Here is a 17,260-nt window from a genome sequence, read left to right as displayed (position 1 = left end):
TTGTCAGCTTATGGTTTCTATTTCGTAATAGTATGTATTTACACCCGCTTGGTAGCGCACCTCGTCACCGACTTGCATGCCTTTGAGCGCCTTCCCTAAAGGCGATTCAAACGTCACTAGCGTCACTGTCTGATCAGCAAAAGAAACCTTCAGTCCACCTTCGCAAGGTGCTGCAAAAAACAATTGCTGCTGTTCATCGCAATCAAGCAGGGTCACAAGTGAACCCAGCACGACTTTTTCTGGCGCGTCAGGTAATACCAAATCTCTGAATAGACGAATCTCTTTTTCGCTCTCTTGCACACGCATTGCTTGACCATGTGCTAAGTACGACGCTTCTAATGCCAAAGTATCGTATTTGTGCTCGGGTATCGTCTCTTCGTCGGTCGCAGATTCTATCGCTCGTTTCATCGAACGGTGGGCTACTTTTAATTTCTGCTCTAAAACATCTAAAATGCTTTGGCGCAGATCAGATTTATTCATACTAAAATCATGTTCCATCTATGCAATTCCCCCTAGAATAGATGTCATTGCGCCCAAAGGATAGCTGAATAGTAAGTGATGAATAATTCCAATCAAGAGATCAATCTTTACCAAACATTACGCTCGACATTTGGGTTCGACGTTCTTCGCCCAGGACAAGAGCAAGTGATCCAGACTGTATTAGATAACCGTTCATGTGCGGCGATCTTTCCGACTGGCTCAGGCAAATCACTTTGCTATCAGTTACCCGCAGTCATTCTTCCTCATCTAACTTTGGTGGTCTCTCCTTTACTGGCGCTAATGAAGGATCAATTGGATTTTTTACATAGTAAAGGTATCCCAGCGGCCTCAATTGATTCCACTCTCACCCGAGAACAAATCCAGCAGGTAATGGAAAGCGCTAGGCAAGGACAAATTAAAGTCTTGATGATTTCTGTGGAAAGACTAAAGAACGAACGTTTTCGTCAGTTTATCTCTCAAGTACCCATTTCGTTGATGGTTGTGGATGAGGCGCACTGTATCTCAGAGTGGGGGCACAACTTCCGACCAGACTACCTTAAACTTCCCCACTATCTGCGAGAGTTTAATATACCTCAGACCTTGTTGCTCACCGCGACCGCGACGAGAGATGTCATTAACGATATGCAGGAAAAGTTTTCCATTAATGAATCTGATGTGGTCGTTACTGGGTTTTATCGCCCAAACCTCGATCTCTCTGTGACGCCTTGTGAAGGAGAGGACAAAGCAGAAGCACTGCTTTCAACCATAGCGCCAAATCCGACGGAACCTACCATTGTATACGTGACACTCCAAAGTACAGCGGAAAGTGTCGCCCAGTTATTACAACAAAGTGGGATTAATGCTCAAGCGTACCATGCAGGTCTCGCGAATGAGTTGAGAGAGCAAATCCAACGCGCTTTCATGCAAGGAGAGATAGATTGCATTATCGCGACCATCGCTTTTGGTATGGGCGTCGACAAATCTGATATTCGTCGGGTAATCCACTATGACCTGCCAAAATCGATTGAAAACTACGCACAAGAAATTGGTCGTGCGGGCAGAGACGGAAAGACCTCTCAATGTGTTTTACTTGCCAACAAAGATGGCATTTGTACGCTCGAAAACTTTGTCTATGGTGACACCCCAGAACTAGACGAGATAACACACATTGTTGAACTCGCGAATCAGGCTGCTCCTCAGTGGGAGGTTGTCTTAAGCCGCTTAGCAACGGAAAGTAATATAAGGCAATTACCACTTAAGACTCTGTTGGTTTATATGGAGATGGCAGGCCACATCGAATCTCAGTACAGCTATTTTGCCGACTACCGCTTCAAGTTCATCATGAACAAGCAATCCATTATCGACCACTTTAACGAAGAGCGTAGAGACTTTATCACGGCTGTGTTTAACTGTTCACCACAAGCTAAGACATGGTGCCAAGTCGACTTTGAGACGCTATGGACCCATTTTAAAGGGGATAGACAGCGTGCCATCGCCGCTTTGGACTATTTCCATGAGAAAGGCTGGATAGAGCTAGAAAGCAAACTAATAACGGAAGTGTACCGAGTTAAGCCGCTGGCTGACTCCTTAGATACGTACAGCCGTCGCCTTGAGAAACTGTATAAAGATAAAGAACATAGCGACATCGGCCGAATCCATAATCTGCTTGCCCTTTTTGAGTCAGACCAATGTCTAAGCTATAACCTTGCCAACTACTTTGGTGACAATAAAGCCCCTAAAAACTGCGGTCATTGCAGTGTCTGTCGCGGAGCGATCGCTTCCTTGCCTATGAGCCAACCACCAGAGGTTCATGAAGATCAAATACATTCGTGGCTAACAGAATTAGAGCAAAAATCAGCAAACGCCATATCCACTCACCTCAAAGCTAAATTTCTTTGTGGCATCACAACACCAGCATTAACCAAACTTAAGGCACGCTCACTTTCTGGGTTTGGAAAGATGATGTCTATTCCGTACTCTGACGTACTACAAAAGGTGGCATCTAGACAGCAATCAGAAAAAGCTTAACTGTCTGGTTTGCTCTTCGGGCTTAAGCATAACACTTAAGCCCAGCAAACGGATTTCCCGCTCTTTTTGTCGCTTGAGGATATCTCTCAATAACTGCTTAAAGTACTCAAGTTCGAGTTCGGAATGAATATGCTCAATGGTTGTGAGTTGGAAGTCAGCAAATTTTACTTTAATGCCCTGTTTTATGATCGCTTTATCTGGAGAGGCTTTTTCGAGTCTCTTCTCTAGCTCTGGATACAATTTTTCTTCAATCACTTGCCAGCATTCTTCGTAAGTCACGATATTTTGGCTGAACGTGCGTTCAACGCCCACTGACTTTCTTTCACGTGTCACGACGACTTCTCGAGTGTCAATACCATGGCTTTTTTTCCACAAAGACGCGCCGAGTCGACCAAACTTAAGCAGCAACTCACGATAGTCGCTATTCTTAATGTCTGCACCAGTGTAAAAGCCCGCCTGATGCAACTTTTCCAAACTCACCTTTCCCACACCTGGGATTTTTTCCAATGGCAGCTTATCTACTTCTTCTTGAACTCGATCAGGTGGGATCACATATTGGCCATTCGGTTTGTTCATATCCGATGCCACTTTCGCGAGAAATTTAACCGGAGCAACACCTGCCGACGCGGTCAACTGAAGTTCGTTCCAGATATCTTGCCGTATCGCCTCTGCAATCAACGTGGCAGAGCCATGACATTGAGTTGAGTCGGTGACATCCAAGTAGGCTTCATCCAAAGATAGAGGCTCAATAAGCGAGGTATAGCGGGAGAAGATCTCGCGAATTTGTTGAGAAACTTGCTTGTAAACCTGCATCCGACCAGGAACCACTAACAAGTTAGGACACAACTGCAACGCGCGCGCGGTAGGCATCGCACTTCTTATACCAAACTTTCTCGCCTCATAGTTACAGGTACTTAAAACGCCACGCTGCTTTTCATGACCGCCAACAGCAAGAGGTCTACCGCGATAGCTTGGGTTGTCACGCATTTCTACGGCTGCATAAAACAGTCCATATCAACATGAATGATTTTCCGTGTTCGCTCAAGCATTGCTTCAACCCAAATAAGCACTGTTTAAAAAAACAGTATAAATCAGTTCCAGATTGAAGCAAACATATCGCATTCACTAGAGTATGCTGAGGTACAAGCCTTATTGCTAATCTCTCAGCATGACATCGAGCTGATCGACCAGTTCAGCCCAGTCTGCATCCTCATCTATCGCCTGTTTAAGGAAAGCCGCCTGTGCCTCCGTCCAAAAACTGGCTTCATGAAGCAGAACCGCGTCTCGACGCTGTCTGTGCTCACGAATAAATGTGTTTATCTCTTGTTCTGAACTTCCTAACCCCAGTTGCTGAAAAAGTTCAACCATACCGTGTTGATGCATTTCCATAACGCCTCCAATCTTTGATTCATTCTGATGGCTCATTGAGATGAGTATAGTTAGTTTCCCACAACAAAAATGTTCACACGGAATACACAGCAAAAAATAACCCGGCCAATGCCGGGTTAGGATAATAATATGTAGAACGCTTAGTGATTAAGCAATACGGTCTTTTTCCCATGCAGCTAGCTTTTCTGCACGAGCAGCTTCACGTGCTTCACGCTTTTTACGTGCGTCGCAAGGTTCAGGGCAGTTACACACCTTTTCGATACCCACTGCACCAAGGCCACCACAGCTGCCTTTCACGACTTTTTTCTGGATAATGTAACCAATTGACATTGCCGCGATAACCGCAACAAAAACACCAAATGTAATTAGAAATGTACTCATAATGACATGCTCACTAAAGTAATTATTTGTTTATAAATGGCTTATAAGCCTCTGAAACCAACTCTTCAAATCCATCTTCAGTTTTAACAATCATTAAAACTGGAATGTTGTGCTCTTGTGCGACCTGCATACCTTTGACTTCCCCCAACACCATCAAACCTGTCGCCAAGCCATCTGCGGTCATAGAAGATTTGTCTAACACCGTCACCGAGACCACTTTGTGGTTAATTGGCTTACCTGTTTCTGGGTTGATGATGTGCGAGTAACGAACGCCATCACGCTCAAAGTAGTTGCGGTAATCACCCGATGTTGCCACAGCCATATCACCAGGTTCGATAATTTCTTGAATCGCACGCTCTTCCACTGACGGCTTCTCAATCGCAATACGCCATGCTACACCTTCACGGTTAACACCTTTCAGACGCATTTCGCCACCCACTTCCACCATGTAGTTCATTACACCCTGAGATTGGATGTAATCAGCAACAACATCCACTCCCCACCCTTTGGCGATCGTTGATAGATCCACATAAAGGCTAGGAATGTCTTTCTTCAGTGTATTTGCCGATACTTGAAGATGCTCAATACCTGTTTTGACTCTACGAGCTTCCAGTTCTTCATCTGTCGGTACAACTTCAGGACGAGCTTCAGGACCAAATCCCCAAAGGTTGACCAATGGACCCACAGTCACATCCAATGCACCCATAGTAAGATGATTCAATCGGATAGCTTCTTTCACCACCGTTGCTGTTTGAGGAGACACTTCAAACGCATCAGACTCAGTATACTGATTGAAACGGCTTAACTCAGAGTCTTTACGGTAAGTCGACATCTGATCGTTCACTTCTTCCAGCAAACGGTCAACTTCCTTTTGTAGTTCATCAGGAGTCGGGATGCCTTCAGCGGCAATATACTTGATATTGTACGTAGTCCCCATTGTAGGACCCGTAAGATGTATTTGCTCAGCTGGCTTTTCACAACCCGCTAAAATCAATAGAGAAGCAAACGCAACAAGCCACTTTTTCACTTGTTAACTCCTATTATCAAAAATGGATATAGAGAATCGGTTCAAACCAAGAACTACCCAAAACGATTTTCTATATCAACTGTCGTTGAAGAACGCTTTTAAAAAAGAATGGCTGACTCAAAAGAGCCAGCCATAGATTTCAATCACTTAGATGGATTAACCACCGAAGTCATCCAGTAGGATGTTTTCATCTTCTACACCAAGATCTTTCAGCATGCCGATAACAGCCGCGTTCATCATCGGTGGACCACACATGTAGTATTCACAATCTTCAGGAGCTTCATGATCCTTCAGGTAGTTTTCGTACAATACGTTGTGGATGAAGCCTGTGTAACCATCCCAATTATCTTCTGGCATTGGATCGGATAGAGCACAGTGCCATACGAAGTTGTCGTTTTCTGCTTGGAGGCCGTCGAAATCTTCTACGTAGAACATTTCACGCTTAGAACGAGCACCGTACCAGAAAGACATCTTACGCGTAGAGTTTAGACGCTTAAGTTGGTCGAAGATATGCGAACGCATCGGAGCCATACCAGCACCACCACCAACGAATACCATTTCAGCATCAGTGTCTTTCGCGAAGAACTCACCGAATGGACCAGAGATCGTACACTTGTCGCCTTCTTTCAGAGACCAGATGTACGATGACATGATGCCAGGAGCTACATCTGGGTTGTTTGGCGGCGGAGTCGCGATACGAACGTTCAGCATGATGATGCCGTGCTCTTCTGGGTAGTTCGCCATTGAGTAAGCACGAATCGTCTCTTCGTTTACCTTAGACTCGTAACGGAACAGGTTAAACTTGTCCCAGTCTTCACGGTATTCATCAGGAATATCGTAATCAGCGTATTTAACGTGGTGAACTGGCGCTTCAATCTGGATGTAACCACCAGCACGGAAAGGTACTGATTCGCCATCTGGAATTTGCAGCTTAAGCTCTTTGATGAACGTCGCTTTGTTATCGTTAGAGATAACCGTACATTCCCACTTTTTAACGCCGAAGATTTCTTCTGGAAGTTCGATGTCCATGTCAGTTTTCATTGCAACTTGACATGCTAGACGCTCACCTTCACGAGCTTCACCTTTAGTAATGTGATCAAGCTCAGTTGGTAGGATATCGCCACCACCAGATTTAATTTTTACGCGACACTGACCACAAGAGCCACCGCCACCACAGGCAGAAGAAACGAATACACCAGCGCCTGCAAGAGCGCCAAGTAGTTTACCACCTGGTTGTGTAACGATCGCCAGTGACGGGTCATCGTTCACAGAAATTGTAATGTCACCTGTTGGTACAAGCTTAGACTTAGCGAAAAGAATCACTAGTACTAATGCAAGTACGATCAGAGTAAACATCACTACACCAAGAATAATGTCCATTGACTATTCCTTAATTGTTGCGGTTTACCCGACTTACAGTTGAACACCAGAGAAAGACATAAAGCCTAACGCCATAAGACCTACAGAGATAAACGTGATACCTAGACCACGTAGACCTGGAGGAACGTCAGAGTACTTCATCTTCTCACGGATACCTGCAAGAGCAACGATTGCCAGCATCCAACCCACACCAGAACCAAAACCGTAAACAACAGATTCAGCAAAGTTGTAGTCACGTTGTACCATGAAAGATACACCACCAAAGATTGCACAGTTTACTGTGATCAGCGGTAGGAAGATGCCCAGCGCGTTGTACAAAGGTGGGAAGAAACGGTCTAGAACCATCTCTAGGATCTGTACAAGTGCTGCAATTACACCGATAAAGGTGATGAAGTTCAGGAAGCTAAGGTCTACACCCTCAACTAACGCGTTCTCTTTCAGAACTAGGTTGTAAACAAGGTTGTTTACTGGAACCGCGATGGTTAGTACTACTACTACCGCAACACCAAGACCGAAAGAGGTCTTAACTTTCTTAGATACCGCAAGGAACGTACACATACCTAAAAAGAAAGACAGAGCCATGTTTTCGATAAAAATCGATTTAACTAACAGACTAATGTAATGTTCCATGACGTCCTTACTCCTTCGCTTCTACTTGTGCTGGCTTGAACGTACGAATCGCCCAAATTAGGAAGCCGATTAGGAAGAATGCAGATGGCGCTAGTAGCATCAGACCGTTAGGCTGATACCAACCACCATTGCTCACCAGAGGCAGTACTTCCATACCAAATAGTTTGCCAGAGCCAAATAGCTCACGGAAGAAACCAACAGTGATTAGAACGAAACCGTAGCCTAGACCATTACCGATACCATCGATAAGAGACGGCACTGGCGCAGACTTCATAGCGAACGCTTCAGCACGACCCATTACGATACAGTTAGTAATGATCAGACCTACGAATACCGATAGCTGTTTAGAGATATCGTATAAGTAAGCTTTTAGGATCTGGTCTACCACGATTACTAGAGATGCGATGATCGCCATCTGAACGATGATACGCACACTGTTAGGAATGTGGTTACGAATTAGAGATACAGAGAAGTTAGACAATGCAGTTACAAATGTTACCGCCAGAGTCATAACAAACGCTGTTTCTAGTTTAGTTGTTACTGCAAGCGCAGAACATACACCAAGAACCTGTAGCGCGATTGGGTTGTTGTCCAATACTGGCGCTAGAATGCTCTTTTTAACGTTTTGTGCACTAGACATTAGTTCAGACCTCCGTCACGAACTTTTGCTAGGAATGGACCAAAGCCCATCTCGCCTAACCAGAAGTCAAATGTGTGTTGAACACCGTTACTAGTTAGTGTCGCACCTGACAGGCCATCAACACCGTGTTCAGAACCTGCTGGAGCACCACCTTTCACTACCTTGATAGCTGGCTTGTGGTTTTCATCAAACAGTTTCTTACCTACGAATTGAGCACGCCAAGATGGGTTTTCAACTTCACCACCAAGTCCAGGAGTTTCACCTTGCTCGTAGTAAGTGATACCAGACACTGTGTTACCGTCAGTTTCAACCGCAACGAATGCGTACATCATTGACCATAGGCCGTTACCGTGAACAGGTAGGATAACTTTAGATACTGCGTCGCCATCTTTGACAAGGTATACCATGCCTTGATTAGCACGACGTAGGATCTTTGCTTTATCATCTTCAGCCGTTAGCTTGATTGACTGAGAAGGATCTTTTGCTGCTTTACGCTGATCGTAATTAGCTGCATCACCTTCGATAAAGTTACCCGTTTCAAAATCAACCAAACGTGGTTCGATGTATTGTGCAAATAGCTCAGGCACTTTTTTGCCTTCAGCATCAATGCCCGCAACTTCAACGATCTTAGATTGCTTATCTAGTACAGCGTTAGCTTTTTGCTTATCGCGTAGACCTACTGCTGCTGTTGATACGATGATTGAACAAACAAGGCTCAACCCGATAACAACACCCAGCGTCTTTTTAATGCTGTCGTTATTACTTGCCATAGCGTGCTTGTCTCCGCTTGATGTTCTTCTCAATAACTAAGTGGTCGAACAGAGGTGCAAACAGGTTCGCGAATAGAATCGCCAGCATCATACCTTCTGGATACGCTGGGTTAACCACACGGATTAGTACACACATCACACCGATTAGTGCGCCGTACCACCACTTACCTTTGTTAGTAAATGAAGCTGATACAGGGTCTGTCGCCATAAAGAACATACCGAATGCAAAACCACCTAGAACTAGGTGCCAGTGCCATGGCATGTTGAACATAGGGTTAGTCTCAGAACCGATAACGTTGAACAGCGTTGCTGTTGCGATCATACCGATCAATACACCCGCAATGATGCGCCATGAAGCGATTCGCATGTACACGATTAACGCTGCACCGATCATTAGAGCCAGTGTTGAAACTTCACCAATTGAACCTGGGATGTTACCGATGAAAGCATCCATCCAAGTGATTGGAGCGCCAGTTACAGTGTTCACTAGTGCGCCGTTACCACCTTGAGCCCATTGGCTAAGCGCCGTCGCACCAGAGAAACCGTCAGCAGCTGTCCATACTACGTCACCCGAGATTTGCGCTGGGTAAGCGAAGAATAGGAAAGCACGGCCTGCAAGTGCAGGGTTTAGGAAGTTACGACCTGTACCACCGAAGATCTCTTTCGCTACAACAACACCGAAGGTAATACCTAGCGCTGCTTGCCATAGAGGAAGTGTTGGTGGAACGATAAGCGCGAATAGGATAGAAGTTACAAAGAAGCCTTCGTTAACTTCGTGCTTACGCACCATACAGAATAGCACTTCCCAGAAACCACCAACAATAAACACTGTCGCGTAGATAGGTAGGAAGTAAGTCGCACCTAGTAGCAGCTTACTGCCAACACCTGCATCAGCAGAAATCGTTCCGCCTAGCATTTCTGTTAGCCAGTAGTGCCAGTTACCCGCAACAACTGATGCTAGTTCAGAACCAGCGTGCATATGAGTAAGTGCAGCGATAGCTTGGCCACCCGCGTTGTACATACCCCAGAACATTGCTGGGAATACCGCGAACCAAACCATGATCATGATGCGTTTTAGGTCAACGCTATCACGAACGTGTGAGCTTTTTTTTGTCACTAAACCTGGTGTGTAGAAAACTGTCGCTACAGCTTCGTACAAGGCAAACCATTTTTCATGCTTACCGCCAGGCTCAAAATGATGCTCGATGTCTTCAAGAAACTTTTTAAGAGCCATGAAAATTACCCTTCCTTCTCGATCTTGTCTAAGCATTCACGAAGTAGTTGACCGTACTCGTATTTGCCAGGACATACAAAGGTACACAATGCTAGATCTTCTTCATCCAGTTCCAGCGCACCAAGTGCCTGAGCACTATCAGAGTCGCCTGCACATAGATCGCGAAGCAGCAGAGTAGGTTCCATATCAAGCGGCATTACGCGTTCGTAGTTACCGATTGGAACCATTGAACGATCACTACCGTTCGTAGACGTTGTCATGTTGAACAACTGACCTTTGAAGAAATGACCAAGGTAAGAGCGTGTTACCGAGAACTTATTCTTACCAGGCATTGCCCAGCCGAATAGGTCTTTTTCACGGCCTTCTCGTAAAACAGAAACCTGAACGTGGTAACGGCCTAGGTAAGCGTGAGGACCAGTTGCATGAGTACCTGTCAGTACAGAACCAGAAATCACACGAACTTCACCTGGCATTAGCTCGCTATCCGTAATGTCTTCTAGGCTAGCACCTACAGTCGTACGGATTAGACGAGGGTTATTCACTACTGGGCCAGCCAGAGAGATAACACGGTCAGTGTAAAGTTCACCAGTTAGGAACAACTTACCAAACGCGATAACGTCTTGGTAGTTGATGCTCCACGCCACATTTTCTGCATTTACTGGGTATAGGAAATGCATGTGGGTGCCAGCAAGACCTGCTGGGTGAGGGCCATCAAAAACATGCTCTTCTACATTTGACTGAGAAGAACGTGGAAGACTGGTGCCAGATTTACATACGTAAACCTTGCCATCAGTCAGAGTTGAAAGCACATCTAGGCCAGCAACGAATGCTTCTTGTTGTTCATTGATGATCAACTCAGGATTTGCTGCCAATGGATTTGTATCCATAGCAGTAACAAAAATTGCCTTAGTTGAAGACTCAATTGCTGGAACCTTGCTGAACGGACGAGTACGTAAAGCTGTCCAAAGGCCTGAATCAACAAGCTGAGTTTTCACCGCTTCACGGTCAAGACTTGCTAGTTGAGCAGCTTCGAACTTATCGAATGTCACCTGTTCTTCACCTGCCACTTCAATCACAACGGATTGAAGCACACGCTTAGCACCACGGTTAACCTCGATCACTTTACCACTTGCTGGTGAAGTAAATTTCACACCCTGGTTCTTCTTATCTTCAAAAAGAACTTGAGCTTTCTTTACTTCATCGCCTACGCGAACATGCATAGTAGGACGCATGCCGACGTACTCTTCGCCAAGCAAGGCGACTTTCTTGATGGTCTTACCATCATTAATCACCTGGGTAGGAGTTCCTGCGATAGGAAGGTCCAAACCCTTCTTTATTGTAATCATACGCACTTGCACTACTTTTATCGGGAAAAAGATTCTTTGATTGCGTAACTTTTAGACACGACACTAGTGTCCGGTTTCGGCGCTGTTTAAAGCACCAAAATCGCAACATCCTATTAACAAATTCCCAACAAATAATGAAGGGGATTTATCAGGTGCCGTAGTCTAGCATTTTTTGGGAATGGGATGCCATGACCAATGGAAGGATTAGAGTGGATATTTGGGGAGTTTTGAGTTTAAAGGTCAAGGAATAGTCATAATTTTGAACCATCGCACAGTCAGACTATTCCATAGTATTTACATGGTTAATTACTATTCATATTTTGAAACATACATGATTGCAACTCAACCACTCATTAATTTGTTTCTATATTGTTAATACAATAAGTTAGTTCAACAAAAAAAGAGGTAGCCATAGCTGCCTCTTCTCATTTGTCTTACTTTGAACCACCTAAACACATCGGGCTATCTGGCGCTGACTCATTTTGAGCCTTCCACTCTTGTGGCGTGTAAGTATGAATCGACAATGCATGGATGTGGTCTGCTAACTCATCTGCCAACACTTGGTTGACCTCGCGGTGACGAGCAATCAGCCTTAAACCATCAAATTTGTTACTCACAACGATCACCTTAAAGTGGCTTTCCGAACCCGCTGGCACATTGTGCATATAGCTTTCGTTAATTACTTTCAGATGTTCTGGATCAAGCGCATTATGCAACTTGGTTTCAATCACTTCTTGCAACATAGTGTCTCACCATCTCATTATGAACCGCTTCAAAGTAAAGATAATAATCTCGATACTCATAAAGAAAAAGGTTTTAGTTTGCAGTTAGCCTAGCATCTGCGACAATTTGAGCTCTTGTTCACTTGCTAGCACCCCAATTATGAAAAACGAGCTTACTCTACATGAGCGGATCCTTTCTTTATACCGATTCCCAAAAAGAAATAATGAAACTCTCCAAGCATGGGACGCTGGCGATGAGTACCTCATCAATCACGTAGAAGATCTTGGTTTAGAGGGAAAGCGAATCCTTATTCTCAATGATAACTTTGGCACACTGAGTTGCTGGTTTTCAGAAAAACATGACATCACTATGATGAGTGATTCCTTCATTACACACAAAGGAACGCTGTCAAACTTGCATCGAAATGAATGCAAAAAAATCACTTTTGCCACAACCATGGACAGCATTCCAGATAATATCGATCTGGTTCTGATGCAAATCCCTAGAAGTAACCGTCATTTGGTTTGGCAATTGGCTCAATTGCGCGGGGCGCTCTCCGCCTCAGTTCCCGTTATCGCTGTCAACAAAGCCAAAGAGATTCACTCCTCTACCCTTAAATTGTTTGAGAAGTACCTAGGCTCGACAACGACATCCCTAGCATGGAAGAAACATCGCTTAGTGTTTGCTCAAGCGGATAGCCCTGCCCTAACTGAAATAGAAGCCTCCACTCGTTGGAATTTGGAAGACCACAAAATTACCCTCGACAATCTTGCCAACGTCTATTCTGGCGAGAAACTCGATTTAGGTGCTCGCTTTATACTTGAACACTTACCGAGTGATCTAGGAAGCAAGCGAGTCATTGATTTAGGCTGTGGCAACGGCGTGCTTTCCGTCAAACTGGGGCAACTCAATCCAGACATCCAGATCACCTGTGTAGACGAAAGCTTTATGGCGGTAGAGTCTGCCAAGCAAAACTTAGAGAACAATCTCCCTGATGGTTTCCGTTTTGAGTGTACCGCTAATAACTGTCTTGATGGCTTTGAGAAGGAATGCGCAGAGCTCGTGGTGTGCAATCCGCCCTTCCACCAGCAGCAGGCAATCACCGATCATATCGCCTGGCAGATGTTCTGTGATACGAAGCATGTTCTTACTCAAGGCGGTCAATTATTAGTTATCGGCAACCGCCACCTCGGCTACGATGTAAAACTATCTCGATTATTTGGTAAAAATAACGTCAGACTTATCGCTTCGAACAAAAAGTTTGTTATTTTACAAGCGACTAAATAGTTCACTATCATCACTCCTGTACATTTTGAGCGACGAACAAAGGAAAAATCAATGAGAAAACTGCTCCTAGCCGCATCCATGGCACTACTGACTGCATGTTCAGCACCACAGCAACAGCAGATTAACTTGATGCCTAAAGCGGTATTAAGTAACAGCGACATCGTGCGTGATGCGACGTTCACTTTAACCAGTAAAGATGTCCGTTCAGCCCAGTATGTTGCATTAGTCGATAGTGGTCGCTCCAAAATTGAGCCAATTCACGCCAAACAGAATGTCCGTATCTCATTCGAAAATGCCCTATTAGAGCAGCTTCAGTCTCAAGGTTTCCGTAATACGGTTAATAGCGAAAACAGCGTAGAGCTAGAAGTTCAGGAAGCGCTTGTGTCTGTTAAGCATTCTGTCATGGAAAACACCATGGATGGAAAAGTGGTCGTTGAAGTGACGGCTGAAACTCCACAAGGGAAATTGGTAAAAACGTATACAGGTACAGCGAAACGTACAGGGGCACTGAGTGCATCTAACCAAGATATCGAAGTTGTCCTTAACGATGTGGTTCAGCTAGTCCTACAAGAGATTTCTAAAGACCGTGAGCTACAAACCTACATGCAGGAGAGATTCTAATGTGGAAATTTGCAACGGCCTCTTTGGCGCTTGTCAGTAGCTTAGCATTTGCTGGACCAAAGGTAGAATTTGAAACCACCATCGGTGCCTTTACCGTTGAGCTAAACCAAGAAAAAGCCCCCGTGTCTGCTGAAAACTTTTTGAAATACGTGGAAGATGGCAGCTACGAAGGCACCATTTTCCACCGAGTGATTCCGGGGTTCATGGCTCAAGGCGGTGGTTTTGATACAAACATGAACCAGAAACAAACTTACGCGCCAATCAAAAACGAAGCATCAAATGGATTAAAAAACCAGACTGCATCGATTGCGATGGCGAGAACGAATGATCCGAACTCTGCTACTCGTCAATTTTTCATCAACTTGGTTGATAACAACTTCCTTGACTACGACCAACGCCCGCCAGGCTACGCGGTGTTTGGTCAGGTGATTCAAGGTTTTGATGTAATCCAAGCAATGGCAAACAAACCGACTCACACTGTTGGCCGTTACGCAGATGTCCCAGTTGAAGCCATTATAATTAAAAAAGTGACACTCCAACCTTAATCCACTTTAGGCTCTGGTCGTCATCCTGATGATCTAGAGCCTTTTTTGCTGACCAGATACTCCAAACAAGGAATCGTGTATGTCATTTGATTCTTCTTCCATGTCTTGGCGAGAAACCATTCGCAGTTATATGGACAAACGCCTGATGTGGGTCTTCATGCTCGGTTGCTCTAGTGGCTTCCCTTGGGTTCTGATTGGTTCCAATATGTCTGGCTGGTTAAAAGATGCTGGACTGACACGCGCAGCCATTGGCTACTTTGGTAGTGTTTTTGCGGTGTATGCGATCAACTTTTTATGGGCTCCGTTAGTCGATCGCGTAAAACTTCCTGTCCTGCACGCCATTCTAGGGCAAAGACGCAGTTGGATTTTCTTCTGCCAATCGATTGTTTTGGTCTGCACTCTTTTCATTGCTGGTGTTGATCCCGCGAATAACTTGATGCTGACGTCGATGCTAGCCCTTGGCGTAGCCATTTCGTCGGCAACCCAAGACATTGCGATAGATGCATTCCGTATTGATACTTTTCCTAAATCTCAATCTTCCAAGTTGCCACAAGCGTCTGCTATGGCTGTGATTGGTTGGTGGACGGGCTACTCACTTCCGGGTTACCTCGCCTTCATCAATGCAGATTCTATCGGTTGGAATGGCGTTTATTATGGAATGGCGTTTGTCGTTGGGATACTGATGCTGTTTACACTTTTAGTCGGTGAGCCTAAAACCAACCGCGAGGCACTTCAGCATGAAGCCGAAGAAAGACATAACAAAGTGGTGGGTGACAAGGTTTTCGCATGGGTAAGTGTGACTGTCATTGAGCCATTTCTCGATTTCTTCAAACGCAACGGTGTTCAAGTTGCGATCACGCTGCTGCTGTTTGTTTTCTTATTTAAGATTGGAGAAGCCTTCCTTGGCCGCATGTCGATTGCTTTTTACAAAGAAGTGGGCTTTAGCAACGAACAAATTGGTGATTACTCCAAACTGATCGGGTGGGGTGCAACGATCTTCTTTACTCTGGTTGGCAGTATGTTCAACGTAAAGTTTGGCATTGTACGAGGTTTAATGATCGGTGGTGTTGCAATGGCGGCAAGTAACCTGATGTTTGCTTGGATTGCGAAAGTAGGCCCTAACGAGAACCTATTCTTAGCGACCATCATCGTAGACAATTTCACTACCGCTTTCTCTACCGTCGCCTTTGTCTCCTTCTTAACCATACTCACCGGACAAGCATTCTCAGCGACGCAATACGCCCTGCTGGCATCGCTTGGAAACTTTGGGCGCACAACACTGGCTTCATTCAGTGGCGAATTGGCCGATTATCTCAATGACTGGTCATTGTTCTTTATTCTCACCTCGCTAATGGTGATCCCAAGTCTGATCATGCTCTATTCTCTGCGTCATTATTTTACTAGCTTGCTGGACAAAGCAAGAGAACGTGACGCACAAGAAAGTGCAAATCAAGAAGTTCAAAGTTCATAATTTGATGCACTCATTAATAAGGCTTGGCAGACACCAAGCCTTTCTTTTCTTCTTACGTAAAAGTTTCTAAGAAAACGCAACACTAAGACAAAAACTCCTCTAGAGCTCCCAACACCAACAACTCAATACATTAATTTTACATCGCCCACTTGTGTGACAAGGTTCAAACTTTACATGAGAACTCACGCAATCGTTACCCTTATCACTTTTTATGCAAAAATATGAAAGTTCCAAGACATTTATGTTTTTTATTTGTTATCGAGATCTGGATCACTAGGTTTGTGATTTTTTACATCTTACGTCACTTCAAATTGAGATTTTTATCGCTATTATGCGCATCAAGAAAGCACGACACAGATTGTGCCCGATGGCTATATCAATAAATGGCTATACATAAGTAACTATAAAAAATTTAAACATTGAACAAATAGAGAGTACCAGTATGCGTAAATCACTTTTAGCTCTTGGTGCTGTTGCAGCAGTTTCAGCAGTGCCAGCACAAGCAGAATATCTTTACGGTTTCGGCAGCATGTATGCAGACTACCAAGTATGGGATCAAGGTTTCGGTAATGACGCGGATAACTTTGGTAACGAGATTGATGATCGTAACCAACTTGTTATCGGTATCGAAGGTGGTGCAGGATTTGACTGGGGTCAAATCTACGGTTTCTACGACTACGAAGGTGTAGACCGTGCTGGTGATGACCGTGGCGCATCAACAAAAGGTACGATTCACTACAACCTAACAGACTCTGGTGTTTCTCTATACGCTCAGGTGTACAACACAGATACTGATAAAGGTTTCCATGAGCAAAACCGTGTTCTAGGTCTGGGTTACACTGGCCTTAGCGGTGACGGTTGGGCATGGACTCCATTCATCGGCGTACACCAAATCAACAATGGTGAGATCAGCGGCGATAATGGCGGTATGTTCGGTTACGTAGGTTACTACAACTTTGATCTAGCTGGCGAAAACTTCACATTCGCAACGTGGAACGAACTGGAATTCGCACGTAACGATGCATACTCAGATGTTCAAAGTACAGATTTTGCAAGCGGTAACGGTTCAGAGAACTGGGGTCTAAACGGTAGCTTAAACCTACTTTGGAACTTTGATAAGAACTGGTCAACTGGTGTTCTATACCGCTACACAGTTAACAAGCTAGCGCGTAAAGATTACCAAGATCTTGTTATCTACCGCGTACAATACAACTTCTAATCGTTGTCGCTTTACAGATTTACAATGGCACCTTCGGGTGCCATTTTTATTTGCTTTCTCAATAGATAACCTTATCCTCATGGAAAACC

17 protein-coding genes and 1 pseudogene are annotated in these 17,260 nt (G+C 44.6%); 6 read left to right on the top strand and 12 right to left on the bottom strand.

Going from position 1 to position 17,260, the window contains the following annotated elements; genetic code table 11:
- Positions 1 to 3: 3 nt before the first annotated feature.
- Positions 4 to 480, bottom strand: a complete 477-nt coding sequence (locus NP165_RS03095; protein ID WP_257084880.1) for a GreA/GreB family elongation factor — start codon at positions 478 to 480, stop codon at positions 4 to 6.
- A gap of 78 nt (positions 481 to 558) precedes the next feature.
- Between NP165_RS03095 and NP165_RS03090 the strand changes: the two genes are divergently transcribed.
- Complete coding sequence (locus tag NP165_RS03090) at positions 559 to 2,508, top strand: RecQ family ATP-dependent DNA helicase (RefSeq protein ID WP_257084879.1); 1,950 nt, start codon at positions 559 to 561, stop codon at positions 2,506 to 2,508.
- Here NP165_RS03090 and dinB read toward each other — a convergent pair.
- From dinB to NP165_RS03035, 11 genes and pseudogenes are all read right to left on the bottom strand, one after another.
- Positions 2,494 to 3,557 (bottom strand): annotated as a pseudogene (gene dinB / locus NP165_RS03085) (DNA polymerase IV). The gene NP165_RS03090 and the pseudogene dinB overlap by 15 nt on opposite strands.
- 106 nt (positions 3,558 to 3,663) lie before the next feature.
- On the bottom strand, positions 3,664 to 3,897 hold the full coding sequence (locus tag NP165_RS03080) for a DUF2789 domain-containing protein (RefSeq protein ID WP_257084877.1): 234 nt from the start codon (positions 3,895 to 3,897) through the stop codon (positions 3,664 to 3,666).
- Between the two features lie 147 nt (positions 3,898 to 4,044).
- The gene (nqrM, locus tag NP165_RS03075) at positions 4,045 to 4,278 is read right to left on the bottom strand and encodes a (Na+)-NQR maturation NqrM (protein ID WP_257084876.1); all 234 of its coding nucleotides are present in this window, start codon (positions 4,276 to 4,278) and stop codon (positions 4,045 to 4,047) included.
- 22 nt (positions 4,279 to 4,300) lie between these two features.
- Positions 4,301 to 5,305: an FAD:protein FMN transferase gene (locus NP165_RS03070; protein ID WP_257084875.1), complete on the bottom strand. Its 1,005-nt coding sequence runs from the start codon at positions 5,303 to 5,305 to the stop codon at positions 4,301 to 4,303.
- 156 nt (positions 5,306 to 5,461) lie between these two features.
- Positions 5,462 to 6,685 (bottom strand): NADH:ubiquinone reductase (Na(+)-transporting) subunit F, encoded by a 1,224-nt coding sequence (gene nqrF, locus NP165_RS03065; RefSeq protein ID WP_257084874.1) that lies wholly within the window; start codon positions 6,683 to 6,685, stop codon positions 5,462 to 5,464.
- A 33-nt stretch (positions 6,686 to 6,718) separates the two neighbouring features.
- Positions 6,719 to 7,315 carry an NADH:ubiquinone reductase (Na(+)-transporting) subunit E gene (gene nqrE / locus NP165_RS03060; protein WP_006957944.1) on the bottom strand — a complete coding sequence of 199 codons (597 nt, stop codon included), beginning with the start codon at positions 7,313 to 7,315 and terminating at the stop codon, positions 6,719 to 6,721.
- Between the two features lie 7 nt (positions 7,316 to 7,322).
- Positions 7,323 to 7,955, bottom strand: a complete 633-nt coding sequence (locus NP165_RS03055) for an NADH:ubiquinone reductase (Na(+)-transporting) subunit D (protein ID WP_257084873.1) — start codon at positions 7,953 to 7,955, stop codon at positions 7,323 to 7,325.
- The gene (locus NP165_RS03050) at positions 7,955 to 8,725 is read right to left on the bottom strand and encodes a Na(+)-translocating NADH-quinone reductase subunit C (RefSeq protein WP_257084872.1); all 771 of its coding nucleotides are present in this window, start codon (positions 8,723 to 8,725) and stop codon (positions 7,955 to 7,957) included. Before NP165_RS03050 ends, NP165_RS03055 begins: the two co-directional genes overlap by 1 nt.
- Positions 8,715 to 9,959, bottom strand: a complete 1,245-nt coding sequence (locus NP165_RS03045) for an NADH:ubiquinone reductase (Na(+)-transporting) subunit B (protein ID WP_257084871.1) — start codon at positions 9,957 to 9,959, stop codon at positions 8,715 to 8,717. The genes NP165_RS03050 and NP165_RS03045 overlap by 11 nt, the downstream gene beginning before the upstream one ends.
- Before the next feature lie 5 nt (positions 9,960 to 9,964).
- Positions 9,965 to 11,305: a Na(+)-translocating NADH-quinone reductase subunit A gene (locus tag NP165_RS03040; RefSeq protein ID WP_257084870.1), complete on the bottom strand. Its 1,341-nt coding sequence runs from the start codon at positions 11,303 to 11,305 to the stop codon at positions 9,965 to 9,967.
- A gap of 434 nt (positions 11,306 to 11,739) precedes the next feature.
- Entirely contained in the window at positions 11,740 to 12,048 is a 309-nt protein-coding gene (locus NP165_RS03035; protein WP_257084869.1) for a BolA family protein, read from the bottom strand.
- Positions 12,049 to 12,187: 139 nt separating this feature from the next.
- Between NP165_RS03035 and NP165_RS03030 the strand changes: the two genes are divergently transcribed.
- The 5 genes from NP165_RS03030 to NP165_RS03010 all read left to right on the top strand — a co-directional run bounded on the left by NP165_RS03030 (position 12,188) and on the right by NP165_RS03010 (position 17,171).
- Positions 12,188 to 13,315: a methyltransferase gene (locus NP165_RS03030; protein ID WP_257084868.1), complete on the top strand. Its 1,128-nt coding sequence runs from the start codon at positions 12,188 to 12,190 to the stop codon at positions 13,313 to 13,315.
- A gap of 51 nt (positions 13,316 to 13,366) precedes the next feature.
- Positions 13,367 to 13,936, top strand: a complete 570-nt coding sequence (locus tag NP165_RS03025; protein WP_257084867.1) for a YajG family lipoprotein — start codon at positions 13,367 to 13,369, stop codon at positions 13,934 to 13,936.
- Positions 13,936 to 14,481: a peptidylprolyl isomerase gene (locus tag NP165_RS03020; protein WP_257084866.1), complete on the top strand. Its 546-nt coding sequence runs from the start codon at positions 13,936 to 13,938 to the stop codon at positions 14,479 to 14,481. Before NP165_RS03025 ends, NP165_RS03020 begins: the two co-directional genes overlap by 1 nt.
- A gap of 79 nt (positions 14,482 to 14,560) precedes the next feature.
- Positions 14,561 to 15,952: an AmpG family muropeptide MFS transporter gene (locus tag NP165_RS03015; RefSeq protein WP_257084865.1), complete on the top strand. Its 1,392-nt coding sequence runs from the start codon at positions 14,561 to 14,563 to the stop codon at positions 15,950 to 15,952.
- A gap of 442 nt (positions 15,953 to 16,394) precedes the next feature.
- Complete coding sequence (locus NP165_RS03010) at positions 16,395 to 17,171, top strand: outer membrane protein OmpK (RefSeq protein WP_257084864.1); 777 nt, start codon at positions 16,395 to 16,397, stop codon at positions 17,169 to 17,171.
- Positions 17,172 to 17,260 lie beyond the last annotated feature (89 nt).

Source organism: Vibrio japonicus (assembly GCF_024582835.1).
GTDB classification, from domain to species: domain Bacteria; phylum Pseudomonadota; class Gammaproteobacteria; order Enterobacterales; family Vibrionaceae; genus Vibrio; species Vibrio japonicus.
The sequence above is the reverse complement of the archived record's forward strand: the minus strand, read 5'-3'. Positions and strand labels throughout refer to the sequence as shown.

Coding starts and splice junctions, on each gene's coding strand:
- NP165_RS03095 (WP_257084880.1), bottom strand. CDS start 480: ATGAATAAATCTGATCTGCGCCAAAGCATTTTAGATGTTTTAGAGCAG.
- NP165_RS03090 (WP_257084879.1), top strand. CDS start 559: ATGAATAATTCCAATCAAGAGATCAATCTTTACCAAACATTACGCTCG.
- NP165_RS03080 (WP_257084877.1), bottom strand. CDS start 3,897: ATGGAAATGCATCAACACGGTATGGTTGAACTTTTTCAGCAACTGGGG.
- nqrM (WP_257084876.1), bottom strand. CDS start 4,278: ATGAGTACATTTCTAATTACATTTGGTGTTTTTGTTGCGGTTATCGCG.
- nqrF (WP_257084874.1), bottom strand. CDS start 6,685: ATGGACATTATTCTTGGTGTAGTGATGTTTACTCTGATCGTACTTGCA.
- nqrE (WP_006957944.1), bottom strand. CDS start 7,315: ATGGAACATTACATTAGTCTGTTAGTTAAATCGATTTTTATCGAAAAC.
- NP165_RS03055 (WP_257084873.1), bottom strand. CDS start 7,955: ATGTCTAGTGCACAAAACGTTAAAAAGAGCATTCTAGCGCCAGTATTG.
- NP165_RS03050 (WP_257084872.1), bottom strand. CDS start 8,725: ATGGCAAGTAATAACGACAGCATTAAAAAGACGCTGGGTGTTGTTATC.
- NP165_RS03045 (WP_257084871.1), bottom strand. CDS start 9,959: ATGGCTCTTAAAAAGTTTCTTGAAGACATCGAGCATCATTTTGAGCCT.
- NP165_RS03040 (WP_257084870.1), bottom strand. CDS start 11,305: ATGATTACAATAAAGAAGGGTTTGGACCTTCCTATCGCAGGAACTCCT.
- NP165_RS03035 (WP_257084869.1), bottom strand. CDS start 12,048: ATGTTGCAAGAAGTGATTGAAACCAAGTTGCATAATGCGCTTGATCCA.
- NP165_RS03030 (WP_257084868.1), top strand. CDS start 12,188: ATGAAAAACGAGCTTACTCTACATGAGCGGATCCTTTCTTTATACCGA.
- NP165_RS03025 (WP_257084867.1), top strand. CDS start 13,367: ATGAGAAAACTGCTCCTAGCCGCATCCATGGCACTACTGACTGCATGT.
- NP165_RS03020 (WP_257084866.1), top strand. CDS start 13,936: ATGTGGAAATTTGCAACGGCCTCTTTGGCGCTTGTCAGTAGCTTAGCA.
- NP165_RS03015 (WP_257084865.1), top strand. CDS start 14,561: ATGTCATTTGATTCTTCTTCCATGTCTTGGCGAGAAACCATTCGCAGT.
- NP165_RS03010 (WP_257084864.1), top strand. CDS start 16,395: ATGCGTAAATCACTTTTAGCTCTTGGTGCTGTTGCAGCAGTTTCAGCA.